The organism is Thermus arciformis, assembly GCF_900102145.1.
Taxonomy (GTDB): domain Bacteria; phylum Deinococcota; class Deinococci; order Deinococcales; family Thermaceae; genus Thermus; species Thermus arciformis.
On record NZ_FNBC01000019.1, the window covers coordinates 1 to 18,580 of the forward strand.

An 18,580-nucleotide genomic window follows, 5' to 3' on the forward strand; every position below is an offset into this window, starting at 1 on the left:
TCGTCTATAATGCAAAAGGCCGCTATGAGACGGGAAAGCATAGCGGCCACTATTTTTTCAGATCCAGGGGATAGGTAGCAACTTGGGTTACCACCTCCCCTTTTGGCAGGCCCTCCCCGCCTGGACCCCGGGAAGCGCCCTCACCTGGTTCCCCTCCCCGTACCTGGGCCTTGCCCTCTGGATGGGGCTTCTCGCCGCCTTGTACCTGGGGGTGAGCCAGGTGGAGCGGAGGAGGCGGGGAAGGCTCGAGCCCCTCCTCCGCCAAGAGGCCACCCACCCCCTCTTCGGCCCCTGGAGCCTGGCCGCTGGGGCCTTTCTCCTGGCCCTGGGGAGCCTCCTTCTCCTCCTTCTCCAGGGCCGCCCCTGGGGGGTGACAGCGGCCTTCGCCCTCTGGGGGGGCAAGCTGGCCCAGGCCTTGGGGGTCCCGGTGCTGGACTGGGCCCTCTTCCACAACCCCCCCTTCGCCGAGAGGCTGCAGGAGAGCGTGCTGAGGGACGCCACCAGCGTCACCAACTTCGGCCTCTTCCTGGGGGCCTTTCTGGGGGCGGCCCTAAGCGGAAGCCTACGTCTGAAGGACCTTCGCCGAATTCCCTGGAGCACCCACCTGGGCGTCTTCCTAGGCGGGGTGCTCATGGGCTATGGGGCCCGGCTTGCCGGGGGGTGCAACATCGGGGCCTACCTGGGGGGTACCGCCTCCTTCAGCCTCCACGGCCCCCTCTGGGGAGTCTTCGCCCTATTGGGGACGGCCCTAGGGGTGCGGCTTAGGCCCGTCTGCCGCTTGGAGAACGAAGGGGGATCCGCACCGCAGGCAGGTGGGAAGGAGGGCCTCGAGGCCCACAGGCTCTAAGTACCCCACCGCGGCTTTCGCCGCGGTGGGGGCCCCAAAAAGACCTTCCCAAGCCTTATTTCGGGCCACCCGTGTTGCGGAATCAACGTGCAGCCGCTTAGCAGGACGGCCCTTAGGGCCCCGGGAAAGGGGGCGTCCTGAGCATGGGGCACGGGTCCATAGCCAGGAGGCAGCCACAAGGCGCACCTCGGCACCCAGGGGCTTCCACGCAGCGTAGGCCCGGCTACTTTTGGAAGTTCTTTGTGGTTCAAACCCAGGTTCTCCCGAGGCCTCCCGGCTAGGCTCAAGGCCTGGAGGTGAACAGGCATGAAACGCGGGTTTTTCGCTATGGTTTTGACGGGCTTGGTGGGTCTGGCCCTAGGCCAAGGGGCCATGGTGCGGGTGGCCCACCTCTCCCCGGACGCCCCGGCGGTGGACGTCCTGGTGAACGGGCAGCGGGCCATCACCGGCCTGGCCTTCAAGGAGGTCACCCCTTACCTCCCCCTCCCCGCCGCCAAGGTCCGGGTCCAGGTGGTGCCTGCGGGGCAGGACGCCCCCGTGGTGATGGACGCCGAGCTGGACTTGAAGGAAGGGGTCTACTACACCGTGGCCGCCACGGGCTTCCTGGCCCAGATCCGGCCCCAGGTCTACACGGACCTCCTCGCCGGCTTCTTCCCCAGGGCGGGGTACGCCCGGATCCGGGTGGTCCACGCCTCCCCCGACGCCCCGGCGGTGGACGTGGCGGTGAAGGGGGGCCCCGTGCTCCTCGCGGGCCTTCCCTTCCCCCAGGCGAGCCCCTACCTCTCCGTGGCCGCGGGGACCTATGACCTCGAGGTCCGGGCGGCGGGCACCGACACCGTGGCCCTGAGCCTTCCCGGGGTAGAGCTGGAGCCGGGCAAGGTCTACACGGTCTTCGCCGTGGGGAGCCTCAAGGAGGGGACCCTCACCGTGGTCCCCGTGGTGGACGCCACCGTCCTCGGTGGGAACCGCTGAGGCTCCCAAGCCCCCCTTCCCGGGGCCTCCCGGGGAGGGGGTTCCCCCTTGGCTCCCTCCCCTCCTCGCCTGCCCCTTCTGCCGGGGGCCCCTCCTCGAGGAGGGATGCCCCGGGTGTGGCCGGGCGTTCCCCTGGAAGGGGGGCTTTCTGGACCTCCGGGCCTTCCGGGAAAGGCCCCTCCTCGCCCTCGTCAACCGGTTTCCCCCCGTGGCCTTGGGCTACGACCTCTGGCGCACCCGCTCCACGGGCCTCCTCTCCGGGGGGCGCCTGGACCTCGCCGGGGAGCTCGCCCTCCTCCGGGAGTGGCTTCTTCCTACGGGAGGGCCTTTTTTGGACGTGGGCACGGGGACCGGGGTCTACCGGGAGGCCCTGGGGGAGGGGATGGTGGGGGTGGACCCTTCCCCCGCCTTCCTGAGGGTGGCCCGGAAGCGCCGCCCGGGAGCCTACCTCCTCGCCCACGGGGAGAGGCTTCCCTTCCGGGAGGGGGCCTTCGGGGGCGTGGCCATCGGGCCCACCTGGAACGAGTTTTTTGACCCCATGGCGGCGGCCCGGGAGGCGAGGCGGGTCCTAAGGCCTGGGGGGAGGCTTTTCGGCCTCCTCCTCCTCGGCCCCGGGGCCTCCCTCGGGCTTTTCCGCCCCTCCCCGGAAGCCCTCCTCCGCCTCTTGGAAGGGGCGGGCTTCCAGGCCGAGGTCCGGAGGCTAGGCCTCATTGGCCTCGTCCTCGCCGAGGTAGGGTGAGGGGCATGAGGCGGCTTTTGGCCTTTTCCCTCGCCCTCCTCCTGGCCCAAGGCCAGGAGTACCGGGCCCTCCCCGGGGCGGACACGGGGCGGCCCGACCTGGACCATAGTTACGCCCTCGTCTACCCCGCCCCAAGGCCCAAGGCCCTCCTCCTCCTGGTGCCGGGGCTTCTCGGGGGAAGCACCAACTTCGCCCTGTTGGCCGAGCACCTGCGCGCCCTTGACCCGGACCTCGAGGTCTGGGCCTGGGAGAGGCGGGCCAATGGCCTCGAGGACCGCCGGGGCTTCCTTCAGGAGGACCCCGTGGCCTACTACCGGCGCATGCCCCTCCCCGACCTCACCCCCTTAAGGGCGTGGGGCTTGGAGGTGCACCTCAAGGACCTGGACCTGGCGGTGGAGGAGGCCAGGAGGCGCGCCCCCGTGGTCCTCGGGGGCCACTCCCTGGGGGCGGCCCTCGCCGGGCTTTACGCCCTCCTCCACGGGGAGAAGCTTTCCGGCCTCGTCCTCCTGGACGGGGCCCCCGGGGTGGCGCGCCTCACGGAGGAGGCCTTTTATGAAGGGACAGACCTCCCCTTTGGCCGCTTCGTGGGCTACCGGGCCTTCCTCCGAGGGGAGGGAAGCCCTGTCGTGGAGTTTTTGGGCCTTGGGCCTGAGGCGCTCGCCCTGGCCGAGGCCGAGGCCTTCCTGGCGGCGAAAAGGCCCGAGGAAGTCCTTCCCTTCGGGCCCTACCGGGCCACCCGGGAGGCCTTGGCCCTCCTCCGGGTGGACGACGACTACAGCCTCCTTCCCGTCTTCAGCGTGAGCGTGGGCCGGGCCTGGGCCAGGGAGGGCTTTAGCCTTTTTGGCCTCCTCCAGGGGCGGCTTGTGCGCACGGTGCGGGGGCCGAGGGCGGGCCCCGTCGCCTGGCGGGACACGGGGGAGGCCACGGACCCCAGGGCCTTCCTGAGGGCCTTCGCCCTCCCCGAGACGGGCTTTTCCGAGTGGTACTTCCCCTACCGGCTCCTCCTGGAGGTGGGGGGGTACCCCTACGTCCTCCGGGGCCTCAAGCCCCGGGCCCTGCCCTACCCGGTGCTCGCCTTAGGGGCCGGGCGGGGCCTCTACCCGAGGGCGGAGAACTTCCTTCTGGGAGAACTCTTCCCGGGGACGGAGGCCCGCGCCCAGGTCCTCCCCGGCCTCACCCACCTGGACCTCCTCACGGAGAGGGAGGGAAGGACGGCCGGGCTTCTCCTTCGCTACCTGCAAGGCCTAGGGCTTCTAGGGCCAGGCGGGCCGCCCTGAGCCCGGAGAGGGCTGCCGCGGGGACGCTCTGCCCCGGGAAGACCCCTTCCCCCACCCGGAAGACGTTGGGAAAGGGCCGCACCCGGGGGAAGCGGAAGGGGTGGGTCTGGGGATACCCCCCCACCCAGGCCCGCCCGGCGAAGCGGGCGTAGGTCCTGGGGGTGCCGAAGAGGAGGAACTCCGCCTCCCTCAGCCCCGGGAGAAGGGCCTCCCCAAGGCGTAGGGCCATCTCCCCCCACCGGGCCTTGAGCCTTCCGTACTCCTCCCGGGAAAGCCCCTCCCAGAGGGCGAGGGGGGTGTGGAGGCTTAGGGCGAAGGCCGTCTTCTCCCCCTCGGGGCGCAGGGAGAGGAAGGCGAAGGGCTTTTCCCTGGCGTTTTGCCGGAAGTAGGGGGGAGGGGCCCTAAAGGGCAGGACCCCGTGGACCACGAAGGCCCCCCAGGCGTCCTTGGGCGCCTTGAGGGGAAGGCCGAGAAGGGGGGCGAGGGGGACGTCCAGGACGAAGAGGTCGGCCTCCACCACCTCCCTTTCCCCCCGCCTTCTTCCCCCGTAGGCCACCTCCACGGCGAAGGCCCGCCCCTCCCGGAGGAGAAGCCTCTCCGCCCGGGCCTTGTAGCGCACGGGAAGGCCCTCCGCCAGGGCCTCCGCCACCCGCCCCACGCCTTCTGGGGCGAGGGCTGAGCCCATGTGGGGGAGGTCCAGGGCCAAAGCGGCGTAGAGGGCGTAGGTGCGCCCCGCCTCCGCCTGGCTTGCGATGAGGAGCTGGGCGTCCAGGAAGCGGAGGAAGTGGGGGTCCTGGGGGGCCCGGTGGACCGCCTTCAAGAAGAGGTCGGGGAGGAGGGGGAGAAGCTCGGGCACGAGGGCGAGGAGGCGGGGAAGCTCCTCCCTCTCGGGGGGCCAGGGGAGGCGGGGAGCGAGGCGGAGGAGGGCCTTGGCCCTCTCCTCCTGCCAGCGCCAGAAGGGGAGGACCTCTGGCCCGAAGAAGTCCCGCTGGGCCTCCCGCTCCGCCTCCCGCCCCACGGGCCGCACCACCCTTCCCCGGGGCAGGTGGACCTCGAGGAGGGGGAAGCCCTCAGGGAGGGGCTCCACGGGGAAGCGCACCTCCAGGGCCTCCGCGATGAGGGCCATGGGGCCTTCGGGAGCGAAGCCGGAAAGCAGGGTGGCCCCGGCGTCCAGGCGGTGCCCCCTGTGGGTGAAGGTTCCGGCGAGGCCCCCCGGGTAGGTGTGGGCCTCGAGGACCAGCACCTCTAGCCCGGCCTTCTGCAGGGCCCGGGCCGCCACGAGCCCCCCGATCCCCGCCCCCACCACCAAAGCCCGCACGGGGGCCAGGGTAGCGCCTCTTTTCCGGCAAGACCTTGGCCTACCGCCCTTTTCCCGGGGGAAGAGGGGTGTAGGCTTGGGGCGTGCGCGTCCTGGTCACGGGGGCCACGGGGTACGTGGGGGGGAGGCTCGTGCCCCGCCTCCTGGAGCGGGGGCACGAGGTGCGGGTCCTGGTGCGGGACGAGGCGCGGCTTGCAGGAAGGCCCTGGGCCAAGGGGGTGGAGGTGGTCCAGGGGAGCCTGGAGGACGAGGAGGCCTTGAGGCGGGCCCTGGAGGGGGTGGAGGCCGCCTACTACCTGGTCCACGCCATGCTCTCGGAGAGGGCCTTCCAGGAGGCGGAGCGCCGCCAGGCGGAGGCCTTCGCCCGGGTGGGCCGGGAGGTGGGCCTTGCGCACGTGGTCTACCTCGGGGGCCTCCTGCCCAAGGAGGGGAAGCCCTCCCCCCACCTGCGAAGCCGGGCCCAGGTGGGGGAGGTGCTGAGGGGGAGCCTTCCCGCCACGGAGTTTCGGGCCGGGCCCATCGTGGGCTCAGGGTCGGCGAGCTTTGAGATGGTCCGCTACCTCACGGAGCGCCTGCCCGTCATGCTGGCCCCCCGCTGGGTGCTGAACCCCGTCTCCCCCATCGCCATCCGCGACGTGCTGGCCTACCTCCTCCTGGCCCTGGAGAGGGGGCCTTCCGGGGTGGTGGAGATCGGCGCCGAGCCCCTCTCCTTCAAAGCCATGATGGAGACTTACGCCGAGGTGCGGGGGCTTAAGCGGGTCATCCTCCCCGTCCCCGTCCTCGCCCCGAGGCTTGCCGCCCTCTGGGTGGGCCTCGTCACCCCCATTCCCAACCGGCTTGCCCTCCCCTTGGTGGAGGGGATCCTCCACCCCCTGGTGGCGGACACCGCCCGGGCCCGGGCCCTTTTCCCCGAGGTCTCGCCCATCCCCTACCGCAAGGCGGTGGAGCTCGCCCTGGAGAGGATCGCCCTGGGGGAGGTGGAGACGCGCTGGTCGGGGGCGCTTTACGGCGGGGGGTTCCGCCTCGAGGACCGGGAGGGCCTCATCCGCGAGGTCCGCGCCCTCCGCACCCAGGCCTCTCCGGAGGCCCTCTTCCGGAGCTTCGCCTCTTTGGGAGGGGAGAGGGGCTGGCTCGTCTGGAACTGGGCCTGGGCCTTGAGGGGCCTTCTGGACCGCCTCCTCGGGGGGCCGGGCCTGAGGCGGGGGAGGCGCCACCCCACCGAGCTCCTCCCCGGGGAGGCGGTGGACTTCTGGCGGGTGGAGGCGGTGGAGCCCCCGAGGCTCCTCCGCCTAAGGGCGGAGATGCGCCTGCCCGGACGGGCCTGGCTGGAGTGGGAGGCCCGGGAGGAGGAGGGGGGAAGCCTCCTCGTCCAGACCGCCTACTTTGAGCCCAAGGGCCTCACGGGCTTCCTCTACTGGTGGGCCCTTTACCCCATCCACCGGCGCATCTTCAGCGACCTGGCGCGGGCCATCGTCCGCGAGGCCGAAGCCGCCCATGCGCCACCGCGAGGTGGGGCGGGGTGAGAGGAGCCCTTTTCTCCCTGCCCTACAAACCAAAGCCGCCCCAGGCCCTAGCCTGAAGGCCATGCGGGTCCTCATCGCCGGAGCCACGGGAGGCCTGGGGGGCGCCTTCGCCCGGGCCTTTAAGGGGCACGAGCTCTTCCTCTCGGGGAGGCGGGCCGGGGCCCTCTTGGAGCTCGCCCGGGAGCTTGGGGCCAGGGCGCTTCCCGCAGACCTCGCCGACGAGCTGGAGGCCAAGGCCCTCCTGGAGGAGGTGGGGCCCTTGGACCTCCTGGTCCACGCCGTGGGAAAGGCGGGGCGGGCCTCCGTGCGGGAGGCGGGGCGGGACCTCCTGGAGGGGATGCTCGCCGCCCACCTCCTCACCGCGGCCTTCCTCCTGAAGCACGCCCGCTTCCAGCGGGGAGCAAGGGCGGTCTTCTTCGGGGCCTACCCCCGGTACGTCCAGGTTCCCGGCTTCGCCGCCTACGCCGCGGCCAAGGGGGCCCTCGAGGCCTACCTCGAGGCCGCCCGGAAGGAGCTCGCCCGGGAGGGGGTGCACCTCGTCCTGGTGCGGCTTCCCGCCGTGGCCACGGGGCTTTGGGCCCCCCTCGGGGGGCCGCCCAAGGGGGCCCTCTCCCCGGAGGAAGCGGCCCGGAAGGTCCTGGAGGGGGTCCTCAAGGACCCTCCCCCGCAGGTTCTGGAGGTCTAGGTGTACCGGAGCTTCTTCTACCCCATGCGCCTCGCCCTCCTCTCCTCGGGGGAGAACTTCATGCCCATGGCCTGGTGGACCCCCGTTTCCAAAAGCCCCTTCCGCTTCCTCCTCGCCGTGGACCGGAAGAACCACACCCTAAGCCTTCTGCGGGAGCTTTCCGAGGCGGCCCTTTCCTTCCTCCCCTGGGAGGAGCGGGCCTGGGTGGTGCGGGCGGGCTACCTCACGGGGAGGAAGGCCCGGAAGGCGGAGAGGCTCGGGGTGGCCCTTAGGCCTGCCCGGAGGCTCGCCCACACCTTGGTCCCGGAAAAGGCCCTGGCGGTGTTTGAGCTGAAGGTGACGGAGTGGCCCATGGACGGGGACCACGCCCTCTTCCTGGGGGACGTGGTCCACGTGGAGGGAAGCCCCGAGGCCAGGCTCAGGCCCATCCTCTTCCTGGGCTTCCGGGACTACGCCACCTTGGGGGAGCGCTGGCGCTTCTCCCCCTCGGGAGGGGGTGGGCCGTGAGGGGGGCTTTCCTCCTCGCCTTCCTCCTCCTGGCCCAGGCCCAGGCCCCCCTGGCCGTGGAGGGGGTGGCCCGCTACCGGGGGTACTACCCCTTGGGAAGCTGGGAGGGGGTGAACCCCACGGCCCGGGGGGAGGTGCTTTGGGACGGGCGGGAGAAGGCCTCGGGAAAGGTCTGCCTAAAGCAGGCGGCCTGGGACTCGGGGAACGCCGAGCGGGACGAGAAGGCGCGGAAGATCCTGAAGGCCGAGGCCTACCCCGAGGCCTGCCTCTACCCCCAAAGGGCCTACCGGGAAGGCTCCGGGTTCGTGGTGGAAGGGGAGCTGGAGATGGCGGGGAAGAAGCTTCCCGTGAGGGTCCTTGGGGAGCTTCGGGAGGAGGGAGGGGGGTACCGCTTCTCGGGGCGCTTCGCCACCCGCTTTTCCCAGTGGGGCCTGGAGCGGCCGAGGTTCCTCTTCCTCGAGGTCCGGGACGAGGTGGAGGTCTACCTGGAGGCGAGGCTTCTCCGGTGATCCGCCTGGGCTACCCCTGCGAGAACCTCACCCTGAAGGCCACCACCAACCGCACCCTGCGCCTCGCCCACCTCACCGAGGAGCGGGTGCGGGAGAAGGTGGCGCAAAACCTAAAGGACCTGGAAAGGATCCTCCGCTTCAACGCCGAACACGGCTTCGCCCTCTTCCGCATCGGCCAGCACCTCATCCCCTTCGCCTCCCACCCCCTTTTCCCCTACGACTGGGAAGGAGCCCACAAGGAGGCCTTGGGGCGCCTCGGGGCCCTGGCCCGTGCCCTCGGCCAGCGGCTTTCCATGCACCCTGGGCCCTACGTGAACCCGGGAAGCCAAGACCCCAAGGTGGTGGAGCGCTCCCTAATGGAGCTCCGCTACTCCGCCCGGGTCCTCTCCCTCCTCGGGGCGGAAGACGGGGTCTTGGTCCTCCACCTGGGCGGGGCCTACGGGGAGAAGGGGAGGGCCCTCCGCCGCTTCGTGGAAAACCTCCGGGGGGAGGGGGAGGTCCTGCGCTACCTGGCCCTGGAGAACGACGAGAGGCTCTGGAACGTGGAGGAGGCCCTGGAGGCGGCGGAGGCCCTGGGGGTGCCCGTGGTGGTGGACACCCTTCACCACGCCCTAAACCCCGGGAGGCTCTCCCTGGAGGAGGCCTTCCGCCTCACCTTTCCCACCTGGCGGGGCCGGCCCAAGGTGCACCTGGCAAGCCAGGACCCTAAAAAGCGCCCCGGGGCCCACGCCTTCCGGGTAAGGAAGAGGGACTGGGAGCGCCTGCTTGCCGCCTTGCCCGCCCCGGCCGACGTCATGGTGGAGGCCAAGGGCAAGGAGCGGGGCCTAAGTACCCCGCTCTGGCTTGCGCCAGAGCGGGGGCCCCAAAAGAGCCTTCGCAAAGCCCTACCCCCGGCGTCCCATGTGGCGAAATCAAGGTGCGGGCACTTAGCAATGGAGGTACTGGGGCAAGACCTCCTCCGGGGCCTGGGGCGTGGGCAGGATTTCCTTAAGGGCCTCGGGGAAGGGGGCGGTGTTCCCCTCCTTGAGCATGAGGTACTGGTCCAGGGTGAGGGGGCTGAAGGGGAGGAGGGAAAGGAGGGGCACGAGGCGGTCCATGAGCCAAAGGGGTAGGGGCAGGAAGGGCTTCTTCCTCCCCAAGGCCTCCATCACCAGGAGGAGGAGCTCGCGGAAGGTGTACTCCTTAGGCCCCACCAGGTCGTAGGTGCCCTCGAGGCCCCGCTCCAAGGCCTCCACGAAGGCCTCCGCCACGTCCCCCACGTACACGGGCCGGAAAGGAAAGCTCCCGTCCCCGATGAGGGGGACGAAGGGAAGGGGGGCACAGACGAGGCCCCTAAGGACCCCCCCGAAGAACCCGTCCCCGGGGCCGAAGATGAGGCTTGGGCGGAAGATGGCGTGGCTTAGGCCGCTTTGGCGCACCAGGGCCTCCCCTTCCGCCTTGGTCCGGTGGTAACGGCTTGGGGCGTCTGGCCTTGCCCCCAGGGCGGACATGTGGAGGAGGCGGCCCACCCCGGCCCGCTCCATGGCCCTTAGGAGGTTCCTCACCCCCTCCACGTGCACCGCCTGAAAGGTCTGCTCCCCCTCTCGGATGAGGCCCGCCAGGTAGATGGCGGCCTCCGCCCCCTGGAGGTCCGGGGCTTCCTTGGCGATGTCCCCCTCTACCAGGACCGCCCCCTCGGGGAGGGGCCTGGACCTGCGGGCAAGGACCAGGGGGGTGTGGCCCCGCTTAAGGAGGGCCCGCACCACCTCCTGGCCCACGAACCCCGTCCCGCCCACGACGAAAACCCGCATGGGCGCTAGGCCGCCTCCAAGGCCCCTTCCGCCTCGGCCTCGAGGGCCTGAAGGTTCAGGAGGTACACCTTGCGGTAGGCGGTGGCGATGAGGCCCCCTTGGCGGAGGTCGGAGAGGATCTTGGACACCGACTCGCGGGTGGAGGCGGTGGCGTCGGCGATCTCCTCGTGGGAGACGGTGACGTAGAGGCCCTTCTCGTCCCGGTAGGAGGCCGGGGTGTCGGCGAGGAAGAGGAGGTAGCGGGCGATGCGGGCCCGAAGCTCTCCCGTCTGCAGGTGGGCCTCGTAGGCGTGGACCCGCCGCATCTGCCGGGCGAGGTTCTTCGCCACCTGGTGCAGGGCCTCGTGGGACATGGCCTTGGGGTCAAACCCCTGGACCACGGCCTCCGTCATGGCCTCCGCGGTGTAGCGGTAGCGCTTGCCCTCCAAGGCCTCCTCGCCAAAGAAGTCCCCCGGGAGGACGTGGCGCAGGGTGAGGATGCGCCCGTCGGGCAAAAGCTCCACCACCCGCACCAGCCCCTCCTCCAGGCGGTAGAGGGTGTGGGCGTTCTCCCCCCTCAGGTAGATGGTCTCCTTGCGGCCAAACCTCTTCATGCTTCCTCCTTTTCCGTCTCCAGCCAAAGGGCCTCGGCGAGGGCCTCGGGCGCCTCCAAGTGCTCGGCGCCAAGCCTCCTGGCCTCCTCCGGGTCCGCCCCCTGCCCCCCGAGGAAGACCCGGGGGGCGAGGTCCTTGAGGGCCCCGTCGGGAAGGGCCCTCAAGGGCTCAGAGAGGAGGGCGGAGAGGACCACGGCCCTCGCCCCAAGCCGCCGGGCCAGGGCCCTGAGGTCGGGCAGGGGGGTGTCGGGGCCCAGGTAGAGGGCGGGAAGCCCCCGGCGGCGGAGGTGGTAGGCGGCGAGCATGGCCCCCATCTCGTGCCGCTCCCCGGGGGGCGTGGTGACGAGGACGGGGGGCCCCGGGGGAAGGCCCGCGAGGTCCAAAAGCTCCTGGAGCCGCGCCCGGAGGAAAGTGGAGGCCAGGTGCTCCTCCGCCACCCCGATCTCCCCCCGGTGCCAGGCCTCCCCCACCTCCCGGAGGACGGGGAGGAGGAGGTGCTTCAGGGCGCCCTCCGGGCCCAAGAGCCTGAGGCCCCGGCGGAAGAGGGCCTCGGCCCCGGCGAGGTCCCCCCGGAGGAGGGCCTGGATGAGGTCGGCCCCCAGGCCCTCGAGGCGCACCTCCTGGGCCAGGTAGCGGCGGATGGCGGCCTTGGGCGTGGCCCCCTCCTCCAGCCAGCGCTTGATGGTCTTCAGGGCCTCCACGTCCTCCAGACGGTAGAGGCGGTGCCCCCCCGGGGTGCGCAGGGGCTTGGGGAAGCCGTAGCGGCGCTCCCACTGGCGGAGCACCTCGGCGGAGAGGCCGGTCATGGCCTCCACCTCGGCGATGCTGTACACCCCGGAGGAGGTCATGGCCTAAGGGTAGCAGGTTGTACAACTCCTGTCAAGGTCTTGTACCAGGGCTTTACCCAAAACTCCTTCCTCGCCCTCCCTTAGCCTGCTTCAAGAGTTCTTGGGTGACTTCATAGTTGAGCAGGCGAACCAGGCCCCTCAGGAGCAGGTACGGACCATCCCTCTCGCTGGGCAGCCCCAGCTTGCCCCCGAGCTGCAAAAGAAACCCCTTGAACGGATCCCCCAACCGCTCAACTTCCCAAAGGAACACCGCCAGCCCCAGCAAAACCGCCACCACCTTCCGGATCCGGGCAAGCCCCCGCACCTGGAAGGTCTCAAGCCCCAGCCCCGTCTTCAAAAGCCGGAAGAACCGCTCCACCTCCCACCGCCTGCGGTACGCCTCCACCACCTGCGCCGCCTCCTCCCTCCCCCTCACCGGCAAGCTGGTCAGTAGCCACCACTCCCCACGCCGCCCCAGGGCTGGCACCCGGCAGACCACCAGGTGGAGCCGCCTCCCCTCCACCTCCACCTCCCTCCATCCGAAGTGGAGCCGCACCCGCTGGTACCTGCCCCCTACCCTCAGCTCCACCTCCTCCCCACAGGGAAGGGCCAGGGAAGAAGCCACCTTCGCCAGAGAACCCCCCTCCCCAAGCTTCCGGTCCCGGTAGACCCGCACCACGAACTCCTCCCCCAGGGCCAGCACCTGCCCAAACACCTTCCGGTCGTCAAACCCCCGGTCCGCCACATACACCAGCCTCCTGCCCACGCCCCCCAATCGCTCCCGGGCCGCCTCAATGGCTCCCTCCACCTCCTTGGGCAGGCTGGCAAACCCCCTCTCCCCGTAGGCCACCAGGTGGGCGTACCCCAGGGCCAGCCGCCCCGCGGGGTCCAACCCCAGGGCGGTGAGGAGCTCGTACCCGGGCCGCCTATCCTTCCCCACCCGGGCTATCCCCTCCAGGGCCCGGGCATAGGGCTTGGCCACCGGGCTCAGGTCCAGGAGGACCAGAACCTCCTCACCCTCCAGGGCAGTCGCGCTCTCCTGATAGACCCGGTCAAGGAGGGCTTCTGCCTCCACCCGTGGGTTGGACAGGAAGCGGTAAAGGGCTTTGGCCTGGTGGAAGCGGTTCTGGAGGGGAGAAGGGAGCGAGGCCACCATCTCGCTCACCCGGGCTGAGCCTGCGGCCAAGGCGCCCCGCACCACCTCTTCAAACCGTCGGTGGAGGCGCTTATCGGGGGAAAACGCTCGCAAAACGGCCCGTGAACTCCTGGAGCCTGGCCTCGGCCACCTTGAGCATGTCCATGGATCACCCCCGGTACCAGATACGGGCTGCGCCCGCAAGGGGATATGAACCCTCTAGACTAGACGCTGATTTTGATGTAGGATGACCTCATCCGGGAGGTCAAGATGAAGAAGCCCAAAGCGGTACCCCCACAGGTTAAGTTTCAAGCAGCTCTGGAGGCCATCAAGGGGGAGAAGAGCCTGGTGGAACTCGCCCGCATCTACAACGTCCACCCCAACACCATCGTGAAGTGGAAGGCGGAGCTCATGGAGAAGGGGGCCACCATCTTCTCCAACGAGACCCAGGAGAAGGAGCTGGAGAAGAAGATCCGCGACCTGGAACAGCTCATCGGCAAAAAGGAAGTGGAGATCGCCCTCCTAAAAAACTTCCTCGGGCAGGGGAGGTAAAGCGGATGACCCTGGGCGAGCGCATCGACCTGGCCCGCGAGGCGCTGGCCCAGGGTCTGGCTCCCCTGCCCATCGTCCTGAGTGCCCTGGAGATCCCTCGGGCCACCTGGTACTACTACCGGAAGCAGAAGGTGGAGGCGGACAGGAAGAGGGAGGGGGAGGAGCGCCGCCTCAAGAGGGCCATCGAAGAGATCCTGCTGGAGCACCCCGAGTACGGCTACCGCCGGGTCACCGAGGAGCTCCACAGAAAGGGCATTCCGGTCAACCACAAACGGGTCCACCGCCTACTGCAGGACTTCCACCTCTCCCTGAAACGCACCGCCCGGAAGCCCAAGCCCAACCCCCTGCTGCAGATCGTGCTTTTGGCCGGGGACAAGGCCGACCTCCGGGGTTTCCTGCTGAAGCAGAGGGAACCGGAGCCCTTTGAGCTCCTGTACACCGACTTCACCCTCCTGCCCTACCGGGGAGGGAAGGCCTGGTTCGTACCCATCCTAGACCACAGGACGCGGACGGTGGTGGCCTGGGGTTTAGGGCCTTCTCCCTCGGCGGAGCTGGCTCTGGAGGCGTGGGAGGAGGCCAAGACCTTTCTCCAGGCCCAGGTGGGGAGGCTCCCCAGGGCCCTGGTGCACCACGACCAGGGGGGACCTTTCCTGAGCCACGACTGGGTGGGGACGCTTCTTCTCAGGGACGGGCAGCGGCTTTCCTACAGCCTGATGGGGGCTAAAGGAAATCCCACGATGGAGAGCTTTTTTGCCCGGTTCAAGGGGGAGGGGGGAGACCAGTTTTTGGAGGCCAGAAGCCTTGGGGAGCTAAAGGAGGTGGTGAAGGAGCGCCTACGCTACTACCACGAGAGCCGGTTGCACTCGGGGCTCGGTTATCGGACGCCGAGGGAGGTGATGGAGGAGGCGCTGGGGCAAAGCACACAGGACATCACATGGGAGGCAGGGTGAAAGTGTCTAAGTTTAGGGGGCTGGATCAAGGGGAGATTTACCACGAAACGGAGATGTGGGTAAAGTCCTGCTTGTACAGCTTGGCCGAGTGTGGGCGGGACAAAAGTCCCGTAAAAGGGGTACACTAAAACTGAACTCAGTATGGAGCCCGATTGGAAAGCCCTCCTCCGGATCCTCCGGGCCCACTCCGCCACCTTCTACCTGGGAAGCCTCCTCTTCCCCAAGGAGGCCCGCAAGGGGGCCTGGGCGGTCTACGCCGCCTGCCGCCTGGGGGACGAGGCGGTGGACGGGGAGGGCGGGGGCCCCAAGGCCCTAGAGGCCTGGTGGGCGGGGGTGGAGCGGGCCTACCGGGGGAGGCCCCTCGCCGAGTGGGAGAAGGGCCTCGCCTGGGCCCTGGAGCGCTGGGACATCCCCTTTGAGGCCTTCGCCCACATGCGGGAGGGCTTCCAAACCGACCTCGGCCCCGTGCGGCTCAGGACAGAGGAAGAGCTCCTCCGCTACTGCTACCAGGTGGCGGGCACCGTGGGGCGGATGATGGCCCCCATCGCCGGGGGGAATGGGGAGGCGGAGGCCCGGGCGGTCCAGCTGGGCCAGGCCCTGCAGCTCACCAACATCCTCCGGGACGTGGGGGAGGACCTGAGGCGGGACCGGGTCTACCTGCCCATGGAGCTCCTGGAAGCCTACGGGGTGCGCCTGAGCGACCTTATGGCGGGGCGCATCACCCCGGAGTACCGCGCCCTCATGGCCCACCTGGAGGGGAAGGCCCGGGCCCTCTACCGGGAGGGGCTTGCGGGCCTGGGCCACCTCAAGGTGGGCCGGGCGGCCATCGCCCTTGCCGCCTTGCAGTACCGGGGGATCCTGGACAAGCTCAGGCTTTCGGGCTACGACAACCTGGGGAGGCGGGCCCACCTCAAGGCCTGGGAAAGGGCCTTCCTCGTGCCCAAGGCCTTCCTTGCCGCCCGCTTTCCCCCAAGCCTGGAGGAAAGCCCCTGATGGGCCCCTTTCTCGTCTGGCACCGGGGCGACCTCCGCCTCCACGACCACCCGGCCCTCCTCGAGGCCCTGGCCCGGGGGCCGGTGGTGGGCCTCGTGGTCCTGGACCCCAACAACCTGAAGACCACCCCGAGGCGGCGGGCCTGGTTCCTGGAGAACGTCCGGGCCCTTAGGGAGGCCTACCGGGCCCGGGGCGGGGCCCTTTGGGTCCTGGAGGGCCTCCCTTGGGAGAAGGTGCCCGAGGCGGCGAGGAGGCTTAAGGCCCAAGGGGTCTACGCCCTGAAGGGCTACACCCCCTACGGCCACCACCGGGACGCCCGGGTGGCCGAGGCCCTTCCCGTCCCCCTCCACCTCCTCCCCGCCCCCCACCTCCTCCCCCCCGACCTCCCCAAGCCCTACCGGGTCTACACCCCCTTTAGCCGCCTCTACCGGGGGGCCGACCCGCCCCTCCCCCCTCCCGAGGCCCTGCCTAAGGGGCCGGAGGAGGGGGAGATCCCCCGGGAAGACCCGGGGCTTCCCCTCCCCGAGCCGGGGGAGGAGGCGGCCTTGAGGCGGCTTTGGGGCTTCCTCGAGGCCAAGCTTCCCCGCTACGCCGAGGAACGGGACCGGCTGGACGGGGAGGGGGGCTCGAGGCTTTCCCCCTACTTCGCCCTGGGGGCCCTCTCCCCGAGGCTTGCCGCCTGGGAGGCTAAGAGGCGGGGCGGGGAGGGGGCGAGGAAGTGGGTGGCCGAGCTCCTTTGGCGGGACTTCTCCTACCACCTCCTCTACCATTTCCCCTGGATGGCGGAAAGGCCCCTGGACCCGAGGTTCCAGGCCTTCCCCTGGGAGGAGGACGAGGCCCTCTTTCAGGCCTGGTACGAGGGGAAGACGGGGGTCCCCCTGGTGGACGCCGCCATGCGGGAGCTCAGGGCCACGGGCTTCCTCTCCAACCGGGCCCGCATGGCCGTGGCCCAGTTCGCGGTGAAGTACCTCCTCCTCCCCTGGAGGAGGGCGGAGGAGGCCTTCCGCCACCTCCTCCTGGACGGGGACCGGGCGGTGAACCTCCAGGGCTGGCAGTGGGCGGGAGGGCTTGGGGTGGACGCCGCCCCCTACTTCCGGGTCTTCAACCTGGTGGCCCAAGGGGAACGGCACGACCCCGAGGGGCGTTGGCTCAAGCGCTGGGCCCCGGAGTACCCCTCCTACGCCCCCAAGGACCCCGTGGTGGACCTGGAGGAGGCGAGGAGGCGCTACCTGCGCCTGGCGAAGGGCCTCCCCCGAGGGTAGGCGGGGGTACACTCCTGGGAGGGGCTTCCCCGGTAGAGTGCGGGCATGTTCAAGGTGAAGGACCCGGAAAAGGCCCTCAAGGCCATCGCCCTCTTCCGCTACGCCCTGGCGGCCCTCTTCCTCCTCCTCGCCCTCTTCCGCCCCGAGAAGCTCCTCTTCGGGGGCCTGGCCCTCCTCGCCCTCCTCATGGCCCGCTCGGGGTACTGCCCCCTGGTGCGCCGTTAAGATGCTCCCATGAAGCGCCTTTCCCTGAGGGAGGTCCAGCCCTACCTAAGAAACCTCCAGCAAGATCCCCTCGCCGTCCTCCTGGAGTGGGGCCGGGCCCACCCCCGGCTCCTCCTTCCCCTGCCGGGCTTCCCCCTGGCCCTGGTCTTTGACCCCGAGGGGGTGGAGGGGGCGCTCCTCGCCGAGGGGACCACCAAGGCCACCTTCCAGTACCGGGCCCTCTCCCGCCTCACGGGAAGGGGCCTCCTCACCGACTGGGGGAAAAGCTGGAAGGAGGCCCGCAAGGCCCTCAAGGACCCCTTCCTGCCCAAGGCGGTCAGGACCTACCGGGAGGCCATGGAGGAGGAGGCCCGGGCCTTCTTCGGGGAGTGGCGGGGGGAGGAGCGGGACCTGGACCGGGAGATGCTCGCCCTCTCCCTACGCCTCCTCGGGCGGGCCCTCTTCGGAAAGCCCCTCTCCCCAAGCCTCGCGGAGCACGCCCTTAAGGCCCTGGACCGGATCATGGCCCAGACCCGAAGCCCCCTGGCCCTCCTGGACCTCCCCGCCGAGGCCCGCTTCCGGAAGGACCGGGCCGCCCTCTACCGCGAGGCGGAGGGGCTCATCGCCCACCCGCCCCTCTCCCACCTCCCCCGGGAACGGGCCTTAAGCGAGGCGGTGACCCTCCTGGTGGCGGGCCACGAGACGGTGGCGAGCGCCCTCACCTGGTCCTTCCTCCTCCTCTCCCACCGCCCCGACTGGCAGGAGAAGGTGGCGGAGGACGGGGCCATGGCCCTCGCCGCCTTCCAGGAGGCCCTGAGGCTCTTCCCCCCCGCCTGGGTCCTCACCCGGAGGCTGGAGAGGCCCCTCCTCCTGGGAAAGGATCGGCTCCCCCCGGGCGCCACCCTGGTCCTCTCCCCTTACGTGACCCAGAGGCTCTACTTCCCCGATGGGGAGGCCTTCCGGCCCGAGCGCTTCCTGGAGGAAAGGGGGACCCCTTCCGGGCGCTACTTCCCCTTCGGCCTGGGGCAGAGGCTCTGCCTGGGGCGGGACTTCGCCCTCCTCGAGGGCCCCATCGTCCTGCAGGCCTTCTTCCGCCGCTTCCGCCTAGACCCTCTCCCCTTCCCCCGGGTCCTCGCCCAGGTCACCTTGAGGCCCGAAGGCGGGCTTCCCGCGCGGCCCAAGGAGGAGGTGCGGGCGTGACCTACCTCGCCTTCCACCTCGTCTTCCTCCTCCCGCCCCTCCTCCTCCTCCTGGCCACGGGCCTTCCCCGGCCCCCTAGGCTCTGGGCCTACCTCCTCATGCCCCTCATCGCCCTCCTTTACACCACCCCCTGGGACAACTACCTGGTGTGGAAAGGGGTCTGGGGCTACCCAGAAGGGAGGGTGCTCCTGCGCCTCGGGTACGTGCCCCTGGAGGAGTACCTCTTCTTCCTCCTCCAGCCCCTCCTCACCGGGGCCTTCCTCCACCGGGTGGCAGGGGCGCCGCCTTCGGCGGGGCGGGGCCTCGCCCGGGTGGTGGGGGGCGGGGTGTGGCTCCTCGTGGCCGCCCTGGGGGTCCTCCTCCTCGCCCTCGGGGGGAAGGGGCTTTACCTGGGGCTTATCCTCGCCTACTTCGCCCCCGTCTTCCTCCTGCAGTGGGCCTTCGGGGGAGACCTCCTCTGGGGCTGGCGGCGGGCCCTCCTCCTCGGGGTGGCCTTCCCCACCCTCTACCTCTGGTTCGCCGACGCCTGGGCCATCCGGGAGGGGATCTGGTGGATCTCCCCCCAGTACACCCTAGGCCTCGGGGCCTTCGGGCTTCCCCTGGAGGAGATGGCCTTCTTCCTCTTCACCAACCTGGCCGTGGTCCAGGGCCTCCTCCTCGCCTGGCACCCCGAGGCCCTGAGGCGCCTAAGATAACC

At 70.2% G+C, this 18,580-nt stretch carries 20 protein-coding genes and 1 pseudogene; 16 read left to right on the forward strand and 5 right to left on the reverse strand.

The window, feature by feature from the left end:
• Positions 1–82 precede the first annotated feature (82 nt).
• From BLP62_RS07765 to BLP62_RS07780, 4 genes are all read left to right on the forward strand, one after another.
• Complete coding sequence (locus BLP62_RS07765; protein ID WP_241374193.1) at positions 83–847, forward strand: YeeE/YedE thiosulfate transporter family protein; 765 nt, start codon at positions 83–85, stop codon at positions 845–847.
• Positions 848–1,153: 306 nt separating this feature from the next.
• Positions 1,154–1,819 (forward strand): DUF4397 domain-containing protein, encoded by a 666-nt coding sequence (locus BLP62_RS07770; RefSeq protein ID WP_093007464.1) that lies wholly within the window; start codon positions 1,154–1,156, stop codon positions 1,817–1,819.
• Positions 1,806–2,558 (forward strand): methyltransferase domain-containing protein, encoded by a 753-nt coding sequence (locus BLP62_RS07775; protein WP_093007466.1) that lies wholly within the window; start codon positions 1,806–1,808, stop codon positions 2,556–2,558. Before BLP62_RS07770 ends, BLP62_RS07775 begins: the two co-directional genes overlap by 14 nt.
• A gap of 5 nt (positions 2,559–2,563) precedes the next feature.
• Positions 2,564–3,835: an alpha/beta fold hydrolase gene (locus BLP62_RS07780; protein ID WP_176758168.1), complete on the forward strand. Its 1,272-nt coding sequence runs from the start codon at positions 2,564–2,566 to the stop codon at positions 3,833–3,835.
• Here BLP62_RS07780 and BLP62_RS07785 read toward each other — a convergent pair.
• Positions 3,750–5,153 carry a phytoene desaturase family protein gene (locus BLP62_RS07785; RefSeq protein ID WP_093007470.1) on the reverse strand — a complete coding sequence of 468 codons (1,404 nt, stop codon included), beginning with the start codon at positions 5,151–5,153 and terminating at the stop codon, positions 3,750–3,752. The genes BLP62_RS07780 and BLP62_RS07785 overlap by 86 nt on opposite strands.
• 83 nt (positions 5,154–5,236) lie before the next feature.
• On the opposite strand from BLP62_RS07785, the gene BLP62_RS07790 reads away from it, so the two are divergent.
• The 5 genes and pseudogenes from BLP62_RS07790 to uvsE form a co-directional block, all read left to right on the forward strand.
• Positions 5,237–6,676 (forward strand): SDR family oxidoreductase, encoded by a 1,440-nt coding sequence (locus BLP62_RS07790; RefSeq protein WP_093007472.1) that lies wholly within the window; start codon positions 5,237–5,239, stop codon positions 6,674–6,676.
• A gap of 61 nt (positions 6,677–6,737) precedes the next feature.
• Positions 6,738–7,361 carry an SDR family NAD(P)-dependent oxidoreductase gene (locus BLP62_RS07795; RefSeq protein ID WP_093007546.1) on the forward strand — a complete coding sequence of 208 codons (624 nt, stop codon included), beginning with the start codon at positions 6,738–6,740 and terminating at the stop codon, positions 7,359–7,361.
• Entirely contained in the window at positions 7,362–7,868 is a 507-nt protein-coding gene (locus BLP62_RS07800; RefSeq protein ID WP_093007474.1) for a flavin reductase family protein, read from the forward strand.
• Complete coding sequence (locus BLP62_RS07805) at positions 7,865–8,377, forward strand: YceI family protein (protein WP_093007476.1); 513 nt, start codon at positions 7,865–7,867, stop codon at positions 8,375–8,377. The genes BLP62_RS07800 and BLP62_RS07805 overlap by 4 nt, the downstream gene beginning before the upstream one ends.
• A pseudogene (uvsE, locus tag BLP62_RS07810) lies at positions 8,374–9,192 on the forward strand (UV DNA damage repair endonuclease UvsE); the annotation flags it as partial. The gene BLP62_RS07805 and the pseudogene uvsE, both read left to right, overlap by 4 nt.
• A gap of 111 nt (positions 9,193–9,303) precedes the next feature.
• On the opposite strand, the gene BLP62_RS07815 reads toward uvsE, so the two are convergent.
• Genes BLP62_RS07815 through BLP62_RS07830 form a run of 4 tightly spaced genes read right to left on the reverse strand, consistent with a single transcriptional unit; the run spans position 9,304 to position 12,785 of the window.
• Positions 9,304–10,167 (reverse strand): NAD-dependent epimerase/dehydratase family protein, encoded by an 864-nt coding sequence (locus BLP62_RS07815; RefSeq protein ID WP_093007478.1) that lies wholly within the window; start codon positions 10,165–10,167, stop codon positions 9,304–9,306.
• Positions 10,168–10,172: 5 nt separating this feature from the next.
• Positions 10,173–10,760 carry a transcriptional regulator LdrP gene (gene ldrP / locus BLP62_RS07820; RefSeq protein ID WP_093007480.1) on the reverse strand — a complete coding sequence of 196 codons (588 nt, stop codon included), beginning with the start codon at positions 10,758–10,760 and terminating at the stop codon, positions 10,173–10,175.
• On the reverse strand, positions 10,757–11,608 hold the full coding sequence (gene carH / locus BLP62_RS07825; RefSeq protein ID WP_093007482.1) for an HTH-type transcriptional repressor CarH: 852 nt from the start codon (positions 11,606–11,608) through the stop codon (positions 10,757–10,759). Before carH ends, ldrP begins: the two co-directional genes overlap by 4 nt.
• Before the next feature lie 52 nt (positions 11,609–11,660).
• A complete protein-coding gene (locus tag BLP62_RS07830) occupies positions 11,661–12,785 on the reverse strand; it encodes a transposase (RefSeq protein WP_008632315.1) in 1,125 nt (374 codons plus the stop codon).
• 207 nt (positions 12,786–12,992) lie between these two features.
• Between BLP62_RS07830 and BLP62_RS07835 the strand changes: the two genes are divergently transcribed.
• The 7 genes from BLP62_RS07835 to BLP62_RS07865 all read left to right on the forward strand — a co-directional run bounded on the left by BLP62_RS07835 (position 12,993) and on the right by BLP62_RS07865 (position 18,578).
• Positions 12,993–13,274 (forward strand): transposase, encoded by a 282-nt coding sequence (locus BLP62_RS07835; RefSeq protein ID WP_093007484.1) that lies wholly within the window; start codon positions 12,993–12,995, stop codon positions 13,272–13,274.
• 5 nt (positions 13,275–13,279) lie between these two features.
• The gene (locus BLP62_RS07840) at positions 13,280–14,224 is read left to right on the forward strand and encodes an IS3 family transposase (protein WP_093007486.1); all 945 of its coding nucleotides are present in this window, start codon (positions 13,280–13,282) and stop codon (positions 14,222–14,224) included.
• Between the two features lie 141 nt (positions 14,225–14,365).
• On the forward strand, positions 14,366–15,217 hold the full coding sequence (locus tag BLP62_RS07845) for a phytoene/squalene synthase family protein (protein WP_093007488.1): 852 nt from the start codon (positions 14,366–14,368) through the stop codon (positions 15,215–15,217).
• Entirely contained in the window at positions 15,217–16,479 is a 1,263-nt protein-coding gene (phr, locus tag BLP62_RS07850) for a deoxyribodipyrimidine photo-lyase (protein WP_093007490.1), read from the forward strand. The genes BLP62_RS07845 and phr overlap by 1 nt, the downstream gene beginning before the upstream one ends.
• 45 nt (positions 16,480–16,524) lie before the next feature.
• Entirely contained in the window at positions 16,525–16,704 is a 180-nt protein-coding gene (locus BLP62_RS13750) for a hypothetical protein (protein ID WP_093007492.1), read from the forward strand.
• Positions 16,705–16,713: 9 nt separating this feature from the next.
• On the forward strand, positions 16,714–17,883 hold the full coding sequence (locus BLP62_RS07860) for a cytochrome P450 (RefSeq protein ID WP_093007494.1): 1,170 nt from the start codon (positions 16,714–16,716) through the stop codon (positions 17,881–17,883).
• Positions 17,880–18,578: a lycopene cyclase domain-containing protein gene (locus tag BLP62_RS07865; RefSeq protein WP_093007496.1), complete on the forward strand. Its 699-nt coding sequence runs from the start codon at positions 17,880–17,882 to the stop codon at positions 18,576–18,578. Before BLP62_RS07860 ends, BLP62_RS07865 begins: the two co-directional genes overlap by 4 nt.
• Positions 18,579–18,580 lie beyond the last annotated feature (2 nt).

Excerpts from the sequence above, each read along its gene's own strand:
- BLP62_RS07845 (WP_093007488.1), top strand. The coding sequence starts at position 14,366 with ATGGAGCCCGATTGGAAAGCCCTCCTCCGGATCCTCCGGGCCCACTCC.
- BLP62_RS07860 (WP_093007494.1), top strand. The coding sequence starts at position 16,714 with ATGAAGCGCCTTTCCCTGAGGGAGGTCCAGCCCTACCTAAGAAACCTC.
- BLP62_RS07840 (WP_093007486.1), top strand. The coding sequence starts at position 13,280 with ATGACCCTGGGCGAGCGCATCGACCTGGCCCGCGAGGCGCTGGCCCAG.
- phr (WP_093007490.1), top strand. The coding sequence starts at position 15,217 with ATGGGCCCCTTTCTCGTCTGGCACCGGGGCGACCTCCGCCTCCACGAC.
- ldrP (WP_093007480.1), bottom strand. The coding sequence starts at position 10,760 with ATGAAGAGGTTTGGCCGCAAGGAGACCATCTACCTGAGGGGGGAGAAC.
- BLP62_RS07780 (WP_176758168.1), top strand. The coding sequence starts at position 2,564 with ATGAGGCGGCTTTTGGCCTTTTCCCTCGCCCTCCTCCTGGCCCAAGGC.
- BLP62_RS07795 (WP_093007546.1), top strand. The coding sequence starts at position 6,738 with ATGCGGGTCCTCATCGCCGGAGCCACGGGAGGCCTGGGGGGCGCCTTC.
- BLP62_RS07835 (WP_093007484.1), top strand. The coding sequence starts at position 12,993 with ATGAAGAAGCCCAAAGCGGTACCCCCACAGGTTAAGTTTCAAGCAGCT.
- carH (WP_093007482.1), bottom strand. The coding sequence starts at position 11,608 with ATGACCTCCTCCGGGGTGTACAGCATCGCCGAGGTGGAGGCCATGACC.
- BLP62_RS07770 (WP_093007464.1), top strand. The coding sequence starts at position 1,154 with ATGAAACGCGGGTTTTTCGCTATGGTTTTGACGGGCTTGGTGGGTCTG.
- BLP62_RS07815 (WP_093007478.1), bottom strand. The coding sequence starts at position 10,167 with ATGCGGGTTTTCGTCGTGGGCGGGACGGGGTTCGTGGGCCAGGAGGTG.
- BLP62_RS13750 (WP_093007492.1), top strand. The coding sequence starts at position 16,525 with ATGTTCAAGGTGAAGGACCCGGAAAAGGCCCTCAAGGCCATCGCCCTC.